Annotated in this window: 17 protein-coding genes and 2 pseudogenes; 16 read left to right on the plus strand and 3 right to left on the minus strand. The window is 43.9% G+C overall.

What is annotated here, in order from left to right:
• Positions 1-53: 53 nt before the first annotated feature.
• From D8877_RS03300 to D8877_RS03335, 8 genes are all read left to right on the plus strand, one after another.
• Positions 54-434, plus strand: a complete 381-nt coding sequence (locus tag D8877_RS03300) for a PTS glucitol/sorbitol transporter subunit IIA (protein ID WP_125352450.1) — start codon at positions 54-56, stop codon at positions 432-434.
• Between the two features lie 322 nt (positions 435-756).
• Positions 757-1,617, plus strand: coding sequence for a hypothetical protein (locus D8877_RS03305; protein WP_125352452.1), 861 nt, complete (start codon positions 757-759; stop codon positions 1,615-1,617).
• A gap of 79 nt (positions 1,618-1,696) precedes the next feature.
• Positions 1,697-2,632, plus strand: coding sequence for a hypothetical protein (locus tag D8877_RS03310; RefSeq protein ID WP_125352454.1), 936 nt, complete (start codon positions 1,697-1,699; stop codon positions 2,630-2,632).
• 30 nt (positions 2,633-2,662) lie between these two features.
• Positions 2,663-3,676: a hypothetical protein gene (locus tag D8877_RS03315; protein ID WP_125352456.1), complete on the plus strand. Its 1,014-nt coding sequence runs from the start codon at positions 2,663-2,665 to the stop codon at positions 3,674-3,676.
• 349 nt (positions 3,677-4,025) lie between these two features.
• Complete coding sequence (gene dapD, locus D8877_RS03320) at positions 4,026-4,724, plus strand: 2,3,4,5-tetrahydropyridine-2,6-dicarboxylate N-acetyltransferase (protein WP_125352458.1); 699 nt, start codon at positions 4,026-4,028, stop codon at positions 4,722-4,724.
• 76 nt (positions 4,725-4,800) lie between these two features.
• A complete protein-coding gene (locus D8877_RS03325) occupies positions 4,801-5,934 on the plus strand; it encodes an N-acetyldiaminopimelate deacetylase (RefSeq protein WP_125352460.1) in 1,134 nt (377 codons plus the stop codon).
• A gap of 20 nt (positions 5,935-5,954) precedes the next feature.
• Positions 5,955-6,491: a 5-formyltetrahydrofolate cyclo-ligase gene (locus tag D8877_RS03330; RefSeq protein WP_125340285.1), complete on the plus strand. Its 537-nt coding sequence runs from the start codon at positions 5,955-5,957 to the stop codon at positions 6,489-6,491.
• A complete protein-coding gene (locus D8877_RS03335; protein WP_125340286.1) occupies positions 6,475-7,158 on the plus strand; it encodes a rhomboid family intramembrane serine protease in 684 nt (227 codons plus the stop codon). The genes D8877_RS03330 and D8877_RS03335 overlap by 17 nt, the downstream gene beginning before the upstream one ends.
• Positions 7,159-7,258: 100 nt before the next feature.
• On the opposite strand, the gene galU is transcribed toward D8877_RS03335, so the two are convergent.
• Together galU and D8877_RS03345 are read right to left on the minus strand one after the other, a co-directional pair.
• Positions 7,259-8,164, minus strand: coding sequence for a UTP--glucose-1-phosphate uridylyltransferase GalU (gene galU / locus D8877_RS03340; protein WP_033179226.1), 906 nt, complete (start codon positions 8,162-8,164; stop codon positions 7,259-7,261).
• 16 nt (positions 8,165-8,180) lie between these two features.
• Positions 8,181-9,203: an NAD(P)H-dependent glycerol-3-phosphate dehydrogenase gene (locus D8877_RS03345; protein ID WP_125340287.1), complete on the minus strand. Its 1,023-nt coding sequence runs from the start codon at positions 9,201-9,203 to the stop codon at positions 8,181-8,183.
• Between the two features lie 160 nt (positions 9,204-9,363).
• Here D8877_RS03345 and D8877_RS03350 point away from each other — a divergent pair, with 160 nt between their 5' ends.
• The 4 genes and pseudogenes from D8877_RS03350 (at position 9,364) to D8877_RS12545 (ending at position 12,841) form a co-directional block, all read left to right on the plus strand.
• On the plus strand, positions 9,364-11,070 hold the full coding sequence (locus tag D8877_RS03350; RefSeq protein ID WP_185760154.1) for an ABC transporter ATP-binding protein: 1,707 nt from the start codon (positions 9,364-9,366) through the stop codon (positions 11,068-11,070).
• Between the two features lies 1 nt (position 11,071).
• A pseudogene (locus D8877_RS12535) lies at positions 11,072-11,210 on the plus strand (ABC transporter ATP-binding protein); the annotation flags it as partial.
• A pseudogene (locus tag D8877_RS12540) lies at positions 11,186-11,917 on the plus strand (ABC transporter permease); the annotation flags it as partial. The pseudogenes D8877_RS12535 and D8877_RS12540, both read left to right, overlap by 25 nt.
• A 135-nt stretch (positions 11,918-12,052) precedes the next feature.
• Positions 12,053-12,841 (plus strand): ABC transporter ATP-binding protein, encoded by a 789-nt coding sequence (locus D8877_RS12545; protein WP_376739360.1) that lies wholly within the window; start codon positions 12,053-12,055, stop codon positions 12,839-12,841.
• Positions 12,842-12,957: 116 nt separating this feature from the next.
• Here the strand turns inward: D8877_RS12545 and D8877_RS03360 are convergent, their stop codons facing one another.
• Positions 12,958-14,931, minus strand: a complete 1,974-nt coding sequence (locus D8877_RS03360; protein ID WP_125340290.1) for a peptide ABC transporter substrate-binding protein — start codon at positions 14,929-14,931, stop codon at positions 12,958-12,960.
• Between the two features lie 228 nt (positions 14,932-15,159).
• Between D8877_RS03360 and D8877_RS03365 the strand changes: the two genes are divergently transcribed.
• The 4 genes from D8877_RS03365 (at position 15,160) to D8877_RS03385 (ending at position 17,561) form a co-directional block, all read left to right on the plus strand.
• The gene (locus D8877_RS03365; RefSeq protein WP_061592453.1) at positions 15,160-15,849 is read left to right on the plus strand and encodes a gamma-glutamyl-gamma-aminobutyrate hydrolase family protein; all 690 of its coding nucleotides are present in this window, start codon (positions 15,160-15,162) and stop codon (positions 15,847-15,849) included.
• A gap of 265 nt (positions 15,850-16,114) precedes the next feature.
• The gene (locus D8877_RS03375) at positions 16,115-16,564 is read left to right on the plus strand and encodes an 8-oxo-dGTP diphosphatase (protein ID WP_049543970.1); all 450 of its coding nucleotides are present in this window, start codon (positions 16,115-16,117) and stop codon (positions 16,562-16,564) included.
• Positions 16,565-16,649: 85 nt separating this feature from the next.
• Positions 16,650-17,093, plus strand: a complete 444-nt coding sequence (locus D8877_RS03380; protein WP_002902130.1) for a dUTP diphosphatase — start codon at positions 16,650-16,652, stop codon at positions 17,091-17,093.
• Between the two features lie 9 nt (positions 17,094-17,102).
• Positions 17,103-17,561, plus strand: coding sequence for a cysteine hydrolase family protein (locus D8877_RS03385; protein WP_002908592.1), 459 nt, complete (start codon positions 17,103-17,105; stop codon positions 17,559-17,561).
• Positions 17,562-17,572: the final 11 nt, after the last annotated feature.

Here is a 17,572-nt window from a genome sequence, read left to right on the forward strand (position 1 = left end):
TATCTATAAGCATAAGTTTAAGACAAATTAGAGAAAGGATAAATAGGAATTAGATGAAGAAAATTTTTGAAGCTAAAGTAATTCAAGTAGGGCCTGAAGCTCAGAATATGATTCAAGATGCCAATATGCTCATTTTATTTGGAGAAGAAGCTCCGGAAGACTTAGCAGAGTATTGTTTTAAAATCGATAACAAAAATCTTCTAGGTGCAATACTAGAAGGTGGAAAGCTGGTCGTAGATAGTCAGGAATATTCGATTACTGCCGTAGGAAATGTAGTAGAAAAAAATTTAACTGGACTGGGCCATATCACTATTTCTTTTGATGGTTCAAAAGAGGGGAGCCTGCCGGGCACTCTCCATGTTGCAGCAGACCAAGCAGTAGTAATTGAAAAGGGCTCTACCATTCAGATTTTTGAAGTAGCTCAAGTAGGATAAAATATCTAAATAAGAATACTAGAAAAATAAGAGTCTAAAAACTTGATTCAGAGCCTGGGCAAAAGTCCAGGCTTTTGGGTCTAAATTAGAAAAAATAGATGACGCAGTGGTTGATTGGCATCTTCCTTCGCTTTTTAAGCCCCAAAGATTGCCTGATCAACTGTGCGGGGGTGGGAAGACGAACTTTTTAACTTGTTTGAAGTTCTTTCCCACTCCCTTTTTGATTGAAAGAACAATTTATGTTATAATGTTGTAAAATTTGTCATTGTTTTTCAATGTTTTCGCAATATGACAAATCAATGAAATTTATAAGGAGAAAACCATGTCAGATAAAGATGGTCAAGGTCAAGTGCAAGGGGCTTGGCAAGAAAATCAAACTAGCAGCCAGCCATTGCAAGGGAATTTCCAGCAGATTCAGCCGCAAGGATTGCCTGATAAGAAGGGTAATATCGGAAAAGTCATAGGACTTTCAATTTTTGCTCTCATAATTGGTCTTTTGATTGGCAGCGGTTCAGCTTATTTTATCGGCAAGCAGGCGCAGACAAATAAGGATATTCAAAGGATTAAGCGTCTGAGTAAGGCTCAGGAAGAAGCCAAAGACAAGAGTGACAGCTTTACTACAGACGGGCAGTCGGTTCAGTTTAATTGGACATTGAAAGACTTGGGACGGTTGAGCTATACAAATGATGAAGGATTAGGCCTGACGGCTGATCAAATCGTTGAAACTTATGGCTTGGCTAGTTCAGCAGAATATGATCGTAATCGTCTGTTACTCCGATGGGGCCCTTCTGTCAGGGACAAGGAGCAAAATATTTCTTTTCAATTTGATAAAGTTGACCAGAACTACTATCTGAGACAAGTGGTAGTTGGAGATTCTTTTAAAGAATATAGAAAAGGGAAGGAAACGACAGATTGGAGCGTATTATCTCCCAAAGACCTTGAACGTTTGAAAAAAGGAGACAAGGAAACAGGTGAAGGAGGAACAGCTTTATCAGAGGTCCTGAAGAAGCATCCTGTTCCGTCAGAAATTGTCATCACAACCGAACGTGACGTAGATAATAAGATTATCTCCAACCGTCTGATTGCTGAGGTGACTTATAAAACAGAAGATGGTTATGAATACCTATTGTTTGTAGGCCAGCCAGATGGAAATTTCTTATATATAAAGTCAGAGGAAATGTAAGTTTTTAGTTATTTAGTTTATCTTTTGTAACTGACTGCTTTCAAAGCATTTCGTTATTAAAAGAGAACTGATAAGACTATTGGAAATAAACAAGAAAGAGGAAAGAAGATTGACAGAACAGCAAACACAGCATTCTTTTGAGCCTTCAAGGAATGCTCAGTCGCAAGAGGAATTCCCGCATCATTTTCAACCTCAGCAGGGCCATGTTTCAAGTCCGCAGGGACCAACCCCACCTTTGGCCAAGAATAAATCTTGGAAAGGAATCCTGATAGGCGGAGCCTTGCTCTCTCTTGGTCTTGGACTAATCGGAGGGGGAATCTGGGGCTATGGAATGGGAGTAGCGGATGTCATCAAAGGTGAATATCCTGTGCTCCATCCTTTGGCAGATGCTAGGGAATCAAAGAGAGATCAATCAGATCAGTACATTGACCCCGATACTACTGAGTTCAAGTGGGACATTGATAGTTTGTCAGAGTTACGGTTCAATACTATTCAGACAGATACGAATGGTACTTCTGTGGAAGATATTCTTGATAAATATGGCAAGGCTTTAAAAGAAGAAATCTCTCGTGACAGCCTTGATTTAGAGTGGGGAACGCTTCAAGATTCTGATGATGAGGAGGACTGGCCAGTTTATTATACAGATCAAACCGCTTCTCTGGCTTTTGAGAAGAAAAAAGATGGTTTCTATCTGAATAGCCTTCATATCTATAATATTCGCTTTGAAGGAAGCAAACATAATGCTGAGGACGAAGCGATGGCGGCTGATTACTTTGAAAAATTGAAAAAAGGCGATGCAAAGACTGGTAAAGATGGCATTTCCTATAAGGAAGTTTTTAAGGAATATGGCAGTCCGCGAAGTATCTCTATTCGTGTAGATGAAGATTTCAATGAGGATACTAGTCAAACCATTATGGAGGTGGCTTATGACGCTCCTAATGATGGTACTTACAGGTTGTTCTTCGTTCAGCAGGAGGACGGAAACTATCTTTTGTCCACTACTGCCAATAAATAAAATAGAACTCGAATAATAAAAGGAGAAACGATGTCAGAACAAAATAAACCGCAGGAACAATCTTTAGAAGGATTAGCTCCATATCCACAGCAAGTCCAGTCATCAGACTCAGGACAATTTGTAGCTAACTCAACAGAGGGGCAGCCTCTTCCAGTAGAAGGGGGCAGTCCTGAAATGCCGAATCCTAATCAAGATTTTGGTGTTCAGCAACCCATTTTTGACGCTCCACAGCAGCAGATGCCTCAGCAGGATAATTGGGGAAATCCCGCTTTTCAAGAAGCAACGTCTCAGGGATTTAATCCAGCTGGTCAGAACTTTGCCGGACCACAGCAAGCTGCAAACTTCGCTGGCCAGCCAAGTCCAGAGCCAAAGAAAAATAGTACGGGCAAGCTGATAGGATTTTTAGGAATAGGTCTGGCAGCGGGACTATTGCTAGGAGGTCTTGGCGGCTATTTCCTAAATGATTTTATGAGTGGGGGAAGTGTGCCAAGTCTGTCTCGAAAGGGACATCAAAGCGATGTTGCTTCTTTTGTGGCTCCGTCAAAAGAGGATGTGTATGAATGGGAAGTGAAAGACCTTGAAAAGCTGAGCATTGTTAGTGCGGATGATGAAGGATTGACCCCTGAACAAGTAGTCAAAGATTTTGGCTTGGCCAGCAGTGTGACGTTTCAAGAAGAAGGGCTCTCATTGTCTTGGTTACCTGACTCTAGTTATACCACTCTGACCTTTATGAAACACGAGGATGGCAGCTACCATCTTCAGGGTATGAGTATTATGCCCGGCAGTGATGACTATAATCAAAAGGTATCTAGCCAGATTACAGAGAACTTAAAGACGGGTGATGCGGAAACAGGCGAGGGCGGTTCTTCCTTTAAAGAAGTAATCAAGGAATACCCAGAATATCAACATATTTCAGTTTATGGGGATGGTGAATCAGAGCCGAAGATGCTTGTAAACTATGAAACATCTTCAAATAAGGAAATAACTTTGACTTTTATCCGTCAGGAAAACGGACAGTACCTATTGAGTAATCTTTCTAAATAGAATAAATGAATAGGAGTGCTTATCTTACAAGCTAGAAGCTCTGAACGGTACGCAAAAGATCAAAATGACCATTGATGCCAACAGTGGGAACATTTTGAACGAAAGAATTAAATAATATCGTTGATATATAGTTTGGAATTGCTTTGTTGGGCACGGACGAAAGTTCGTGCCTTTTTACAATCCGTATCTCATGTAGAGAATCTTATAGGAGTTTTGCAATCCTTTTTTTTGTGTTATAATATTGTCTAATCAAGCTTCTTGGTTTGCTTCAATTGTTCTTCAAGTTGTTGGAGATTGAGGAGATAAACAAACTAAAAGGCTAAACTATTCACGAATCGAGGGAAGAATCATGTCTGCTACTAAAATGAACGCTCAAGAAATTATCAAATTTATCGCTGATGCCAAGAAAAAAACTCCGGTCAAGGTGACCTTTGATGGAGAATTGCACGGTTCGATTCCTTGGTCTGTTGTGAAGTTAGGCAATGTTCTTTTTGGAGACTGGGAAGAAATTAAGCCGCTCCTAGTGAACTTAGAGGAAAATAAGACCTATGTCGTGGAGCAGGATGCTCGCAACTCAGCGGTGCCGCTTTTGGACAAGCGCGATATCAATGCCCGTATTGAGCCGAGCGCTATTATCCGTGACCAAGTCGAAATTGGTGATAATGTAGTCATCATGATGGGGGCAGTTATCAATATCGGTGCGGAGATTGGTGCTGGAACTATGATTGATATGGGTGCCATTCTGGGTGGTCGAGCAATTGTTGGTAAAAACAGTCATGTCGGTGCTGGTGCGGTTCTGGCGGGAGTCATTGAGCCGGCTAGTGCTGAGCCAGTTCGGGTTGGCGATAACGTGCTGATTGGTGCCAATGCGGTTGTGATTGAAGGTGTACAAATTGGCAGTGGTTCCGTTGTTGCAGCTGGTGCGATTGTGACTCAGGATGTTCCGGAAAATGTAGTAGTTGCTGGCGTTCCGGCACGAGTTATCAAGACCATTGACGAGAAGACCCAGCAGAAGACAGCTCTGGAAGACGCTCTGCGTACTCTTTAAAAATAGCATAAAGATGAATTGATTGGGTGCGGCCCGACACTTTGACTGGTCTGACAAGATTTTAAAGGAAAGAAAAATGCTTGATTATCTGAACATTCGCCGTGATTTACACCAGATAGCAGAAATCGGTCTGGAAGAATACAAGACCCATGCCTACCTGATGCAGGTCATTGATGGCCTGACAGCTGGCCTAGACTTTGTGGAAATTCGAACTTGGCGGACTGGTATTTTGGTCTTTATCAAGGGAAGTTCACCGGATAAGACGATTGGCTGGCGGACAGATATTGATGGCCTTCCGATTGTGGAGGAGACGGGTCTGGACTTTGCCAGTACCCATGAAGGCCGGATGCATGCCTGCGGACACGATATGCACATGACGGTTGCCCTAGGCCTGCTGGAACAAGCTGTGAGCACTCAGCCTACCCACAATCTCCTCTTTCTCTTTCAGCCTGCAGAGGAAAATGAAGCTGGCGGTATGCTTATGTATGAAGACGGTGCCTTTGGCGACTGGCTGCCAGATGAATTTTACGGTCTCCATGTGCGACCGGATCTCAAGGTCGGCGATATTGCCACTAACAGAGGAACCCTTTTTGCTGGTACCTGTGAAGTTAAGCTGACCTTTAAGGGGAAGGGAGGTCATGCAGCCTTTCCTCATGAAGCCAACGATGCCTTGGTGGCAGCTAGCTACTTTATCACCCAGGTGCAGACCATTGTCAGTCGCAATGTCGATCCTATCGAGGGGGCGGTTGTAACCTTTGGTTCGCTCCATGCTGGCACGACCAACAATGTCATCGCAGAAACTGCCTTTCTGCATGGCACCATTCGGACTCTGACTCAGGAGATGAACCTCTTGACCCAGAAGCGCTTACGGGAAATAGCAGAGGGGCTAGCCCAAAGTTTCGGTCTGGAATTGGACTTGGAGCTTAAACAAGGTGGCTATCTGCCTGTAGAAAATCATCCTGGTCTAGCAGACGAATTGATGGACTTTTTCCAGAAGGAAGAAGAAGTGGAGCTGATTGATATTGCGCCGGCTATGACAGGCGAGGATTTCGGTTATCTGCTCAGCAAGGTCAAGGGCGTCATGTTCTGGCTGGGAGTGGATAGTCCCTATGCCCTCCATCATCCCAAGATGACACCGGACGAGGCAGCACTGCCCTTTGCGATTGAAAAGATTGGGAAATTCCTAGATTATAAAATCAACGAAAGATAAGAAAAAGGTGGACGAGCTGCATGAAAGAAGAGCTGAGACAAACTGTACTGAACCAGATGAAGAAACTGTCAGGAAAAGAAAAAGAGCTGGCAGATAGCTGGCTGACCCAGCACTTGCTCAGTTCAGCAGCTTATCAAAAAGCTCAGGTTATTGCTACCTATCTTTCTATGCCGCATGAAGTCTCAACTGCAGCCTTTATCAAGCAGGCTCAGTTGGACGGCAAGCGGGTTTTAGTGCCTAAGACCTATGGCCAGGGTCGGATGATATTTGTGGATTATGATGAAAGTTGCCTGCAAAAAAGCTCTTTTGGACTTATGGAGCCGATAAGTGAAGAGGCTGTGGATAAGACAGAAATTGATCTGATTCATGTGCCGGGTGTGGTCTTCAATTCTCAAGGGTTTCGGATTGGTTACGGCGGTGGCTACTATGACCGCTATCTAGCTGATTTTGCGGGAGCATCTATCAGCAGCATCTATAGTTTTCAAAAGTCTGATTTTGAGCCCGATTATCACGATATAGCAGTAAAGGAAGTGTTGACTTATGAACTACATCTATGATAAAAAATATCCTGTGACCAGTATTTTGCTAATTTTGACAACACTTGTCTTTGTGGGTATGCTTATTTTACGTGGTTTTTCTTATGCTGAAGAACAAACTGTCTTTGAATTTGGAGCAGTTTTTTCTCCAACCATTATCATGTATCCTGCTCAGATATGGCGTCTCTTTTCTGCTATCTTTGTGCATATTGGCTTGGAGCACTTTGTGGTAAATGCTGTTACTCTTTATTTTATTGGACGGCAGGCAGAAGATATTTTTGGATCGCGAAATTTCTTTCTGCTCTATATGATGTCTGGCCTGATGGGAAATATCTTTGTCTTCTTTTTCAGTCCAGATGCTCTATCAGCAGGAGCTTCAACCGCCTTGTTTGGACTTTTTGCCTCTATCGTGACCCTGCAATATATCGTTCGCGACAGCTATATTCAGCAGCTGGGGCAGTCTTATATGACCTTGATTGTGGTCAATATCATCTTTAGTTTCATGCCTGGTATCAGCCTGGCGGGGCATTTGGGCGGTTTGATTGGCGGCATACTCTGCGCGGTCATTTTACCTGTAAAAGGCTCGAGCAATGCTTTTAAACCAGCTCAGCGCTGGCTGGTCTTGTTTGGCTATCTTGCCTTAGCGGCCCTTCTGATTTTTCTAGGCTTTCATCATTCCTTGATTTAATGAGTCTTTAGAAAATAACTGATGAGATATCAAAAAAGAGGTTGATAAACCTCTTTTTTATAGCTAAAATTTTATTTTCAACGTTAGTTGTTTGAATCAATTATTTTTTCTCTTGTTTTTTCTCTAGTTTATGGCCCAAGTCAATGATATACTGCTTCAAGGAGTCTTTGACTTGCGGATGCTTGAGGGCATAGTCGATAGAAGTTTTCATAAAGCCGAACTTGTCACCGACATCATAGCGATCTCCCTTGAATTCACGAGCGAACACGCGCTGCGTCTTGTTGAGAGTATCAATTGCATCGGTCAGCTGAATCTCATTTCCAGCACCTGGCTCTTGCTTTTCCAAGATTTCAAAAATTTCTGGTGTCAGCAAGTAGCGGCCGATAATAGCCAAATCACTCGGTGCATCTTCAGGTTTTGGCTTTTCGACAAAAGTTTCCACGCTGTAGAGACCTTTGACACCTTCGCCTTGAGGGGCAATCACACCATAAGAGGAAACTTCATCATGAGGGACCTGCATGACAGCGATGGTAGAAGCATGAGTAGCTTCGTAGTCATCAATCAATTGCTTGGTTAGGGGTACAGCCTTATCATTGGTGATGTCCATGAGGTCATCGCCCAGCATGACAACAAAAGGTTCGTTTCCTACGAAAGCCTTGGCCTGAAGGACAGCATCTCCCAGTCCGCGCGGATGGCTCTGACGGATGAAGTGCAGACCGATACCAGTGGTTTCATCGACCAATTTGAGCAAGTCGTCTTTACCCTTTTCTTTGAGGTTATATTCTAATTCAAAGTTTGAGTCAAAGTGGTCTTCGATTGAGCGTTTTGACTTACCTGTGACAACTAGAATATCTTCAATTCCAGATTTGAGAGCTTCCTCGACGATGAACTGGATGGTTGGCTTGTCGACGATCGGCAGCATTTCCTTAGCTAGAGCTTTAGTAGCTGGCAGGAAGCGGGTTCCGAGACCAGCTGCAGGGATGACGGCTTTCTTAACTTTTGACATAATTATTTCCTTTCTATTAGAACGAAGTCCATTCGTTCTCAGCCTTAAATTCATTGTTCATGATTTCATAAATGGCTTCTTTGATATTCCAGTTTTGATAAATAACCTTATAAATAGCCTGGGTGATCGGCATATAAACATCCAGCTCTTGGGCCAGTTCATAGGCAGCCTTGGTGGTAGAAATTCCTTCGATAACCATGCCCATATTGGCTTCAATATCAGCTAACTTCTCGCCGCGTCCTAGAGCATTGCCGGCCCGCCAGTTGCGGGAGTGGACAGAAGTCCCTGTGACAATCAGGTCACCGACACCAGATAGGCCGCTGTAAGTCAGAGGATTGGCTCCTAACTTGACACCTAGACGCGTGATTTCGGCCAGACCGCGTGTGATAATAGCTGCCTTGGCGTTGTCACCATAGCCTAATCCATGGAGAGCACCAGCTCCGACTGCGATGATGTTTTTCAGAGCGCCGGCAGTCTCCACTCCGATAACGTCGGTATTGGTGTATAGGCGGAAGTAGTGATTGCTGAAGAGCTCCTGCACATACTTAGCTGTTTCTAGGTCCTTAGAAGCAGCAGTAATTAGGGTAATATCGCGTACAATGGTTTCCTCAGCATGGCTAGGACCTGAGACGACGACAATCTCGCTGCGTAGCTCTGCAGGGATTTCTTCTTCTAGGATGGTTGAAATCCGTTCGTGGGTATTGGGCTCCAGTCCCTTGGAGGCGTGCATGATTTTCACCTTGTGGTCTAGGGCTTGAGCCACTTGTTTGGCTACCAGACGGGTTACCTTGGTAGGAACGACAAAAAGCACGGCATCCGCATCTTTTAAAGCTTCTTCTAAGTCATGATAGGCCTTGATGTTTTCGTCTAGTACAATATCTTTGAAATAGCGTTTATTGGTGTGTTCGTCGTTGATTTCGTTGATTTGCTCAGCGATATTTCCCCAAATACGAACCTCGTGTCCGTTGTCATTTAACACTTGTGATAAGGCCGTTCCCCAAGAACCAGGACCAATCACAGCAACTCGTTGTTTATCCATATCTTCTCCTTATGATGAAATTCCGAGTCTGAATTTAAATCAGTTTTAGAGTTCTATATCTCATTTTACCATATAATATAAGAAATTTCTTGCTTGACATTGTTTTTATCTGTGATATAGTAAGGAAACTAAGTCAAATATGAAAAAAGTAGGAGGAAGCATGTTTTTTAAAAGTCTATTACGGTATAAATGGTATGCACTGAGTTCGCTTTTGATGACCTCATTGATGATTGCCAGCTCTCTTTTACTGCCCTGGTTTTTAAAGCACATCTTAGATGCTCTGCAGGAGCAAAATAGCCAGACCATCTACAGTATGGGCGGTTGGCTGATTGGCATCGGTTTAGTTGGACTGGTGGCAGGAGGGATTAATGTGACCTTGGCGGCTTACATTGCCCAGGCTGTCTCATCGGATCTCCGTGAGGAGACTTTCCGCAAGATTCAGACCTTTTCTTATGCCAATATCGAGGAATTTAACGCTGGAAATCTAGTCGTGCGGATGACGAATGACATCAATCAGATTCAAAATGTGACTATGATGCTCTTTCAAATTCTTCTTCGCTTGCCCATTCTTTTTATCGGATCAGTTATCTTGGCCATTGTGACCATGCCCTCTCTCTGGTGGATTATCTTCTTGCTGATTGTGCTCATAGCTGGTCTAACGGCTGTCATGATGGGGATGATGGGGCCTCGTTTTAAGAAATTCCAGACTCTTTTGGATAAGATCAATGCCATTGCTAAGGAAAATCTTCGTGGTGTGCGAGTGGTCAAGTCCTTCGTTCGGGAGGAAGATCAGTTTCATAAGTTCAGTCAGGTGTCTGATGAACTTTTGTCAGAGAATCTCTATATTGGCTACGCTTTTTCAATCATTGAGCCAATGATGATGTTGGTCGGCTACAGCTCTGTTTACTTGGCTATCTGGACTCTATCTGGCATGATTCAGGCGGAGCCAGGACTGGTCAGCTCTATCGCTTCTTTTATCGGTTATCTGAGCCAGATTATTTTCACTATCATTATGGTTGGTTTCTTGGGAAATGGCGTGACGAGGGGAATCATTTCTATCCGTCGGATCAAGGAAGTATTGGCGACGGAGCCAGCTATGACTTTCCCAGACTCACCAGATGAAGAACTAGAAGGCAGCATCAGCTTTGAGCATGTGACTTTTTCCTATCCCAACGATGACGAGCCAATGCTAAAGGACATCAGCTTTGATGTTGAGCCTGGGCAAATGATTGGCGTTGTCGGTGCGACAGGTGCTGGTAAGTCCACCTTGGCCCAGCTGATTCCTCGTCTTTTTGACCCGCAGGAAGGTTCTGTCAAGATTGGCGGTCGAGATCTGCGAGAGCTTAGTCAGGGAACTCTTCGTAAAAATGTTTCCATCGTGCTCCAGCGGGCGATTCTATTTAGCGGGACCATTGCGGACAATCTCCGTCAGGGCAAGCTCAACGCTTCGCTGCCTGAGATGGAGCGGGCGGCTCGCATTGCCCAAGCCAGTGAATTTATCAGCCGTATGGAAGAGAGTTTTGACAGTGCAGTGGAGGAGCGTGGCAGCAACTTCTCTGGCGGTCAGAAGCAGCGGATGTCCATTGCCAGAGGTGTTGTCAACAATCCCAATATTTTGATTTTAGATGATTCGACCTCGGCCTTGGATGCCAAGTCAGAAAAGCTGGTTCAAGAAGCCTTGAATAAAGAGCTGCAAGGAACGACAACGATTATCATTGCTCAAAAGATTAGCTCTGTTGTACATGCAGATAAGATTCTAGTCTTGGATCAAGGACGGCTGATTGGTCAAGGGACGCATGCGGAATTGGTCGCCACTAACGATGTCTACCGTGAAATCTACGAAACTCAGAAAGGAAAGGAGGACTAAGATGCGGACGATTGCATTTTTTTGGCAATATTTTAAGCGTTACAAATTATCCTTTGTCATTGTGCTCTTGATGATGATAACAGCGACTGTTTTTCAGGTCCTTTTTCCGGTTTATGTCGGTCAGGCTGTTCAGCATTTGGTTGAGTTGGGACGTGCTTTTGCAGAGAAGGGTGAGACTAATCAGATTCTGTCGACTTTTGGCAGCGTCATGGGCAGTGTATTGGTATCCTTTGTCTGTCTATCTGTTTCCAGCTTGATTTACATGCTTTTGATGACCCGAGTTATTGCCCATTCGACCAATGAGATGCGCAAGGGCCTGTTTGGCAAGCTGTCCAAGATGACAGTTGCTTTCTTTGACCGCCATCAGGATGGAGATATTTTATCTCGCTTTACCAGTGACTTGGACAATATCCTGCAAGCTCTAAACGAGAGCATGATCCAGGTTATGAGCAATGCCTTGCTCTATCTGGGTCTCGTGATTATCATGTTTGTCCAAAATGCTAGATTGGCCTGGATAACGGTAGCCAGCACACCGGTTGCTTTTCTTCTCCTAGTGGTCATTGTTAGGCTGGCTCGGAAATACACCAATCTTCAGCAAAAAGAAGTCGGCCGCCTCAATGCTTATATGGACGAGACCATTTCAGGTCAGAAGGCTGTTATCGTTCAGGGAATGCAGGAGGAGGTCATCAAAGGATTCATTGAGCAGAATGACCGAGTACGCTTAGCAACCTTTAAAGGACGGACCTTTTCAGGTCTTCTCTTTCCTATCATGAATGGGATGAATTTGATTAATACAGCCATTGTTATTTTTGTTGGATCGGCTGTCTTACTAAGCGACCCTAATGTTGAAACGGCTGTTGCAGTTGGCCTGATTACCACCTTTACTCAGTTTTCTCAGCAGTATTATCAGCCCATCATCCAGATTGCAGCCAGCTGGGGCAGTTTGCAGTTGGCTTTTACAGGGGCTGACCGGATTCAGGAGATGTTTGATGCGCCAGAGGAAGTCCGGCCAGAGAATGCCCCTACTTTCACAGAGCTTACAGACTCCGTGGAGATCAAGCATGTGGACTTCTCATATGTAGAAGGCAAGCCTATTCTCAAAGACGTATCTATTTTAGCCCCTAAGGGCAAGATGACGGCTGTTGTTGGCCCGACTGGATCAGGTAAGACGACCATTATGAACCTGCTTAATCGCTTTTATGATGTGGATAATGGTAGTATCGAGTTTGACGGTCGTGACATTCGAGATTATGAGCTGGATAGCCTACGGAGCCATGTGGGGATTGTCTTGCAGGATTCGGTGCTCTTTAGTGGTACGATTCGGGACAATATCCGCTTCGGTGTGCCGGATGCTAGTCAGGAGATGGTAGAAACGGCTGCGCGTGCGACTCATATCCATGACTATATCGAAAGTCTGCCAGACAAATACGATACCCTGGTAGATGATGATCAGAATATTTTCTCAACTGGGCAGAAACAGCTGATTTCCATTGCTAGAACATTGCTGACGGATCCGCAAGTCTTGATTTTGGACGAAGCGACTTCTAATGTCGATACGGTGACGGAGAGTAAGATTCAGCAAGCTATGGAAGCCGTTGTAGCTGGCCGAACTAGCTTTGTCATTGCTCACCGCCTCAAGACAATCCTTAATGCCGACCAAATTATCGTCCTCAAAGACGGAGAGGTTATCGAACAGGGCAATCATCACCAGCTCCTCAAACTCGGCGGTTTCTATTCAGAACTCTATCACAACCAGTTTGTGTTTGAGTAGATGGTTGGTTTTGCAGCTGGATAATCAGCTAGGCTTTTGAAGAATCAGATAGAAAATTAAAAAAATCCAGCAGGTTTCTGTTCCTGCTGGATTTTTAATTAACATCAAAGTAGTGATTATTTCACATGTTTAGCTAGATCCTCTTGGGCCTTTTTATTGGATTCCTCTTTTTCTTTTTTCCACTTTTCTTGGGCCTTTTGATAGTCTTTAGTCGTGACAATCTCATCACTGATTTCCACGTATTTATGGTAGTTGGCATCTTTTGTACCTGTCTGAGCATAAGAGTTTGTAAATGGCACAATCCGAGAAATGAATGGTGCTGCTCCTCTGCTGCTCATAGTTGGCACAACGAGGGCGCTATCTGTCAGCCATGCTTGAGCTACAGCATATTTTTCATAACGCTTGTCAACATCTTGTGTTTCGTTTCCGGCCTCTTCGATCAGTTTACTATACTCATCCAGTCCTACAGCTTTAGCAGCAGCATTATCTTTGTCTTCAAATCCAAGGTAGGTTCTGGTCTGAGTGCTGTTACCTGGCACTAAAATGTCCAGGTAAGTAGATGGATCTTGGTAGTCTGGATCCCAAGCAACGAGACCGTTGATATCCCAGTCTTCCTGGCTAGCAGCTTCAGCATTGAAGGTGATGTTTAGTGCTTCGTCCTCAGCCAGCATCTGCAGGTCTACAGAGACATTGTCCTTGCCTAAAGCCTCTTCTAATGACTGTTTCAGAGATTGCATACGGTTGACGAAGTTAGTAGAATTCTGAGCGACAGGAACATCTAGGTGAATTGGGAATTGTACGCCTTCATTTGCAAGAGCCTGCTTGGCTTTGGCAAATTCCGCCTTGGCTTTGTCAGTATTGTGGAGACCGTCTTGGCCGTCATCCAGCTTGATACCTTTCCACTCGTCACCATAGGAAGCCAGTGATTCTTCGACAAGAGTGCCAAATTCCTTGCCATTGGCTTGAACGAAAGTTGGCGGAACAAAGAGATTACGGACAGCTGGCTTGGCTGCATCTTCTCCGTTGACCTGAGCCGAATAGCTTTCGCGGTTAAGGGCAAAGGCTAGAGCTTGGCGGAAGTCTTTATTCAGCAGAGCTTTTTTGGTAGCTTCTTTTTGTTCATCGCTGGTTTTAGAAGTGTGGTTATAACTTTGACGGTCAATGTTAAAGCTGATTAGACCGACCCCCGCTCCTGCTTCTGTCATGAAGATATTATCTTTGTATTTCTCAGCGATTGAGGAATAACTGGAAGTGGCTGGGTAGAGTCTTGCCAAACTGTATCCGCCATCCCCAAAGGTCCGCGCTAATGAATCTTGGTCAGAACCATCGTAGTAAGACAGTTTGACACCATCAATCTTAACCTTGTCCTTATCCCAGTAGTTAGGGTTCTTCTCAAATTCGACAGAGGATTTAGAAGTAATGGATTTCATGATAAATGGACCGTTATACAAAATGGAATCTGCCTTGGTTGCCTGACCGAATTCCTTGCCTTGCTTTTCTAGGAAGGCCTCGTTGACCGGCATCATAACACCTGACGTTGTTTTAGAGTTCCAGTAGGTTTCAGGCTTGTTGAGTGTATATTGAACCGTATAATCGTCCAGTGCCTTGACTCCAACAGCTGAAAAGTCCTTGTTGGTTCCGGCTGCATATTCACTCAGCCCCTTGATAGAATCTTGGATAAGAGGGAGAGCGTCTGATTTGACATCAGCAGCATGTTTGATACCTGCCACAAAGTCCTGAGCCGTGACATCTGCGTATTCTTCGCCATCAGCGGTATACCACTTAGCATCTTTGCGCAGCTTATAGGTATAGACGAGACCATCTGGAGAAACTGTCCAATCTTCTGCGATAGACGGAGCTAAGTTTCCATATTTATCATTTTCCAGCAAGCCATCTACACCATTTGTAGTCAGCTCGTGGGTAGACCCCTTTGCCGACTGGATGTAGTCCAAAGTCGTTGGATCAGACGTAAAGACATAGCTGTAGATTTTTTTGCTGGATTGGGAACTTCCGCCTCCAGAACAAGCTGTAAGTAAGCCGACAGAGAGCAGAGTGAGCCCTGCGGCAAGAAGAATTTTTGATTTTCTCATAGGGACCTCCAAGTCATGAGTTTTTACACTGCTTATTATAACAAATTTCTGTCAAAAGTAAATAATTTTCTGATAATTCTGAAATGTTTTTCTAAATTTTAAAAAAGAGATTTGTAGTGTTGCATATTCTGATAAAAAATTTTTATAACCAGCTTTAAAAAAATCTATTGGACGGCTTCGCAGAGGAGTGGTAAGATATACTATATCAAAATAAGGGGGAATCACGGTATGTGCAGAACGATTGTTGGAATTTCAGCCAATCTTTGTCCAGTTGATGAAGCTGGAAAGAATATTCACACCTCTGTATCACGCAAGTTTGTGGACGGCGTACGAATGGTTGGTGGCCTGCCGATGGTGATTCCCGTTGGAGATAAAAGTTTAGTTCAGGATTATGTGGAAACGATTGACAAGCTGATTTTGTCAGGCGGGCAAAATGTTCACCCGCAGTTTTATGGGGAAGAAAAGACCATCGACAGTGACGACTACAATATTGTTCGCGATGAGTTTGAGTTGGCTCTCTTGAAAGAAGCTCTGCGCCAAAACAAGCCAGTCATGGCTATTTGCCGCGGTCTGCAGTTGGTAAATGTTGCTTTTGGCGGTACTCTTAATCAGCATATCGAAAATCACTGGCAGGGCTTGCCATTTGGTACTTCGCACTCCATTCGCACGGAGAAAGACAGCGTTGTGGAGCGTTTGTTTGGTCAGGCTAGCCAGATTAATTCGGTTCATCGCCAAAGCATCAAGGAATTGGCACCTAATTTCCGCGCGACAGCCTTTGACCCAAGAGACAATACCATCGAAGCGATCGAATCGGTTGACAATCATCGTATCATAGGCCTTCAATGGCATCCAGAGTTTTTAATTAACGAAGAAAAGGGCAATTTGGAGCTGTTTCAGTACCTCTTGCAAGAGCTGTAAAAAATTATTTCATTTTTTTAAGTTACTTTTAGGAAAATTTAAGATAAGTGTTCTATACTAAGACCATAAACAAAGACCTCCTAACTTTGTTTAGAAATCCTAAAACTTTTCTTTTTCATAATAATCTCCCTATAAGAACCGCCCAATTGGCGGTTTTTTTGCTGGAAAGGCTGAGAAATCTAGATTTTCATCAATTTGATGTCTTTTATGTTATAATGAGTCACAAGTAGGCCGAACGAATTGGTTGGTAGATGGAGGAGCAGAGATGTCAAGAGCGGAGCGAGTTATTTTAACAAATATGTGTATGGTTTATGATGAGGACCGCATTTTAGTACAAAATAAAGTAAATGATGATTGGACCGGCCTTTGCTTTCCAGGCGGCCATGTTGAACATCGGGAGTCCTTTGTTAAGTCAGTGATTCGTGAAGTCAAAGAGGAAACGGGACTGACCATATACGAGCCTCGCTTGTGTGGTGTCAAGCAGTTTTATACTGAAAAAGATGAGCGCTATATCGTTTTTCTTTACAAAACCAATCGTTTTGAAGGAGAGCTGGTCTCGTCCGACGAAGGAGAAGTGTTCTGGATTAAACGCGAGGATCTTAATCACCACTCGCTGGCCTTGAGCTTTAAAGAAATGTATCAAGTTTTCACATCAGATTTGACGGAGCAGTTTACTTATCTGGATAATGGAGAGATCATCAGAGATCTATACTAGGGAGAACCGCCCAATTGGCGGTTTTTTTGCTTGTTTTTGGCGAATTTAGTATAATAGGGACAGCAAAAATAGAAAAGAGAAATGCATGAAAATTCGCGGATTCGAGCTGGTTTCCAGCTTTATAAATGAAGATTTGCTGCCCAAGAGAGAGACGGCTCACGCAGCTGGCTACGATTTGAAAGTGGCAGAGCGCACCCCTATTGCGCCAGGGGAGATTAAGCTGGTTCCGACTGGTGTCAAGGCCTATATGCAGCCGGGTGAGGTGCTTTATCTTTACGACCGCTCATCCAATCCTCGTAAAAAAGGCTTGGTCTTGATTAACTCCGTTGGGGTCATTGACGGCGACTACTATGGTAATCCTGGAAACGAAGGGCATATCTTTGCTCAGATGAAAAACATCACTGATCAGGAAGTCGTCCTTGAAGTTGGCGAACGTGTAGTGCAGGCTGTCTTTGCACCATTTCTGATTGCTGATGGAGATGAAGCGGAAGGCGTGAGGACCGGTGGATTTGGATCGACAGGGAAATAGAGTAAGAAAATGGGAGACTATTTATTAGTTGTAGATATGCAGTCAGATTATGTTGCTGCAGGAAAAGCATATGATAATGAAGCATTGACTGCGGCTGTAAATGACAAAATTGCTAGCTATCCTAGCGACCGGGTTATCTATATTCTCAACCGTTTTTTCTGGGAGAGAAAAGATAGGAAGAAGAAATTTGCGACTGGTTTGCAGGTTGTATCTTCTCGCATCTTTGAGAAGCGTCGGGCTTCTTGCTTTACTAATCCGGATTTAAAAGATTTTTTAGAGGGAAACGGTGCTAAAAGCATAGAGTTTATAGGGGTAGATGGCAATGGCTGTGTCAAGGCTTCCGTTTTGGCAGCTGTCAAGGAGAATTATCAGGTTTCCATCGATTTGTCTGCTGTCGGAGTTGCCAACCAGAAGAAATTCTCTAAAACACTGAAGCAATGGCAAGATTGCGGAATCAAGATTAGATAGCTTTATGAGGA

This window comes from Streptococcus sanguinis (assembly GCF_003943735.1).
GTDB lineage: Bacteria > Bacillota > Bacilli > Lactobacillales > Streptococcaceae > Streptococcus > Streptococcus sanguinis_E.

Excerpts from the sequence above, each read along its gene's own strand:
- D8877_RS03300 (WP_125352450.1), top strand. The coding sequence starts at position 54 with ATGAAGAAAATTTTTGAAGCTAAAGTAATTCAAGTAGGGCCTGAAGCT.
- D8877_RS03305 (WP_125352452.1), top strand. The coding sequence starts at position 757 with ATGTCAGATAAAGATGGTCAAGGTCAAGTGCAAGGGGCTTGGCAAGAA.
- D8877_RS03315 (WP_125352456.1), top strand. The coding sequence starts at position 2,663 with ATGTCAGAACAAAATAAACCGCAGGAACAATCTTTAGAAGGATTAGCT.
- dapD (WP_125352458.1), top strand. The coding sequence starts at position 4,026 with ATGTCTGCTACTAAAATGAACGCTCAAGAAATTATCAAATTTATCGCT.
- D8877_RS03325 (WP_125352460.1), top strand. The coding sequence starts at position 4,801 with ATGCTTGATTATCTGAACATTCGCCGTGATTTACACCAGATAGCAGAA.
- D8877_RS03330 (WP_125340285.1), top strand. The coding sequence starts at position 5,955 with ATGAAAGAAGAGCTGAGACAAACTGTACTGAACCAGATGAAGAAACTG.
- D8877_RS03335 (WP_125340286.1), top strand. The coding sequence starts at position 6,475 with ATGAACTACATCTATGATAAAAAATATCCTGTGACCAGTATTTTGCTA.
- galU (WP_033179226.1), bottom strand. The coding sequence starts at position 8,164 with ATGTCAAAAGTTAAGAAAGCCGTCATCCCTGCAGCTGGTCTCGGAACC.
- D8877_RS03345 (WP_125340287.1), bottom strand. The coding sequence starts at position 9,203 with ATGGATAAACAACGAGTTGCTGTGATTGGTCCTGGTTCTTGGGGAACG.
- D8877_RS03350 (WP_185760154.1), top strand. The coding sequence starts at position 9,364 with ATGTTTTTTAAAAGTCTATTACGGTATAAATGGTATGCACTGAGTTCG.
- D8877_RS12545 (WP_376739360.1), top strand. The coding sequence starts at position 12,053 with ATGTTTGATGCGCCAGAGGAAGTCCGGCCAGAGAATGCCCCTACTTTC.
- D8877_RS03360 (WP_125340290.1), bottom strand. The coding sequence starts at position 14,931 with ATGAGAAAATCAAAAATTCTTCTTGCCGCAGGGCTCACTCTGCTCTCT.
- D8877_RS03365 (WP_061592453.1), top strand. The coding sequence starts at position 15,160 with ATGTGCAGAACGATTGTTGGAATTTCAGCCAATCTTTGTCCAGTTGAT.
- D8877_RS03375 (WP_049543970.1), top strand. The coding sequence starts at position 16,115 with ATGTCAAGAGCGGAGCGAGTTATTTTAACAAATATGTGTATGGTTTAT.
- D8877_RS03380 (WP_002902130.1), top strand. The coding sequence starts at position 16,650 with ATGAAAATTCGCGGATTCGAGCTGGTTTCCAGCTTTATAAATGAAGAT.
- D8877_RS03385 (WP_002908592.1), top strand. The coding sequence starts at position 17,103 with ATGGGAGACTATTTATTAGTTGTAGATATGCAGTCAGATTATGTTGCT.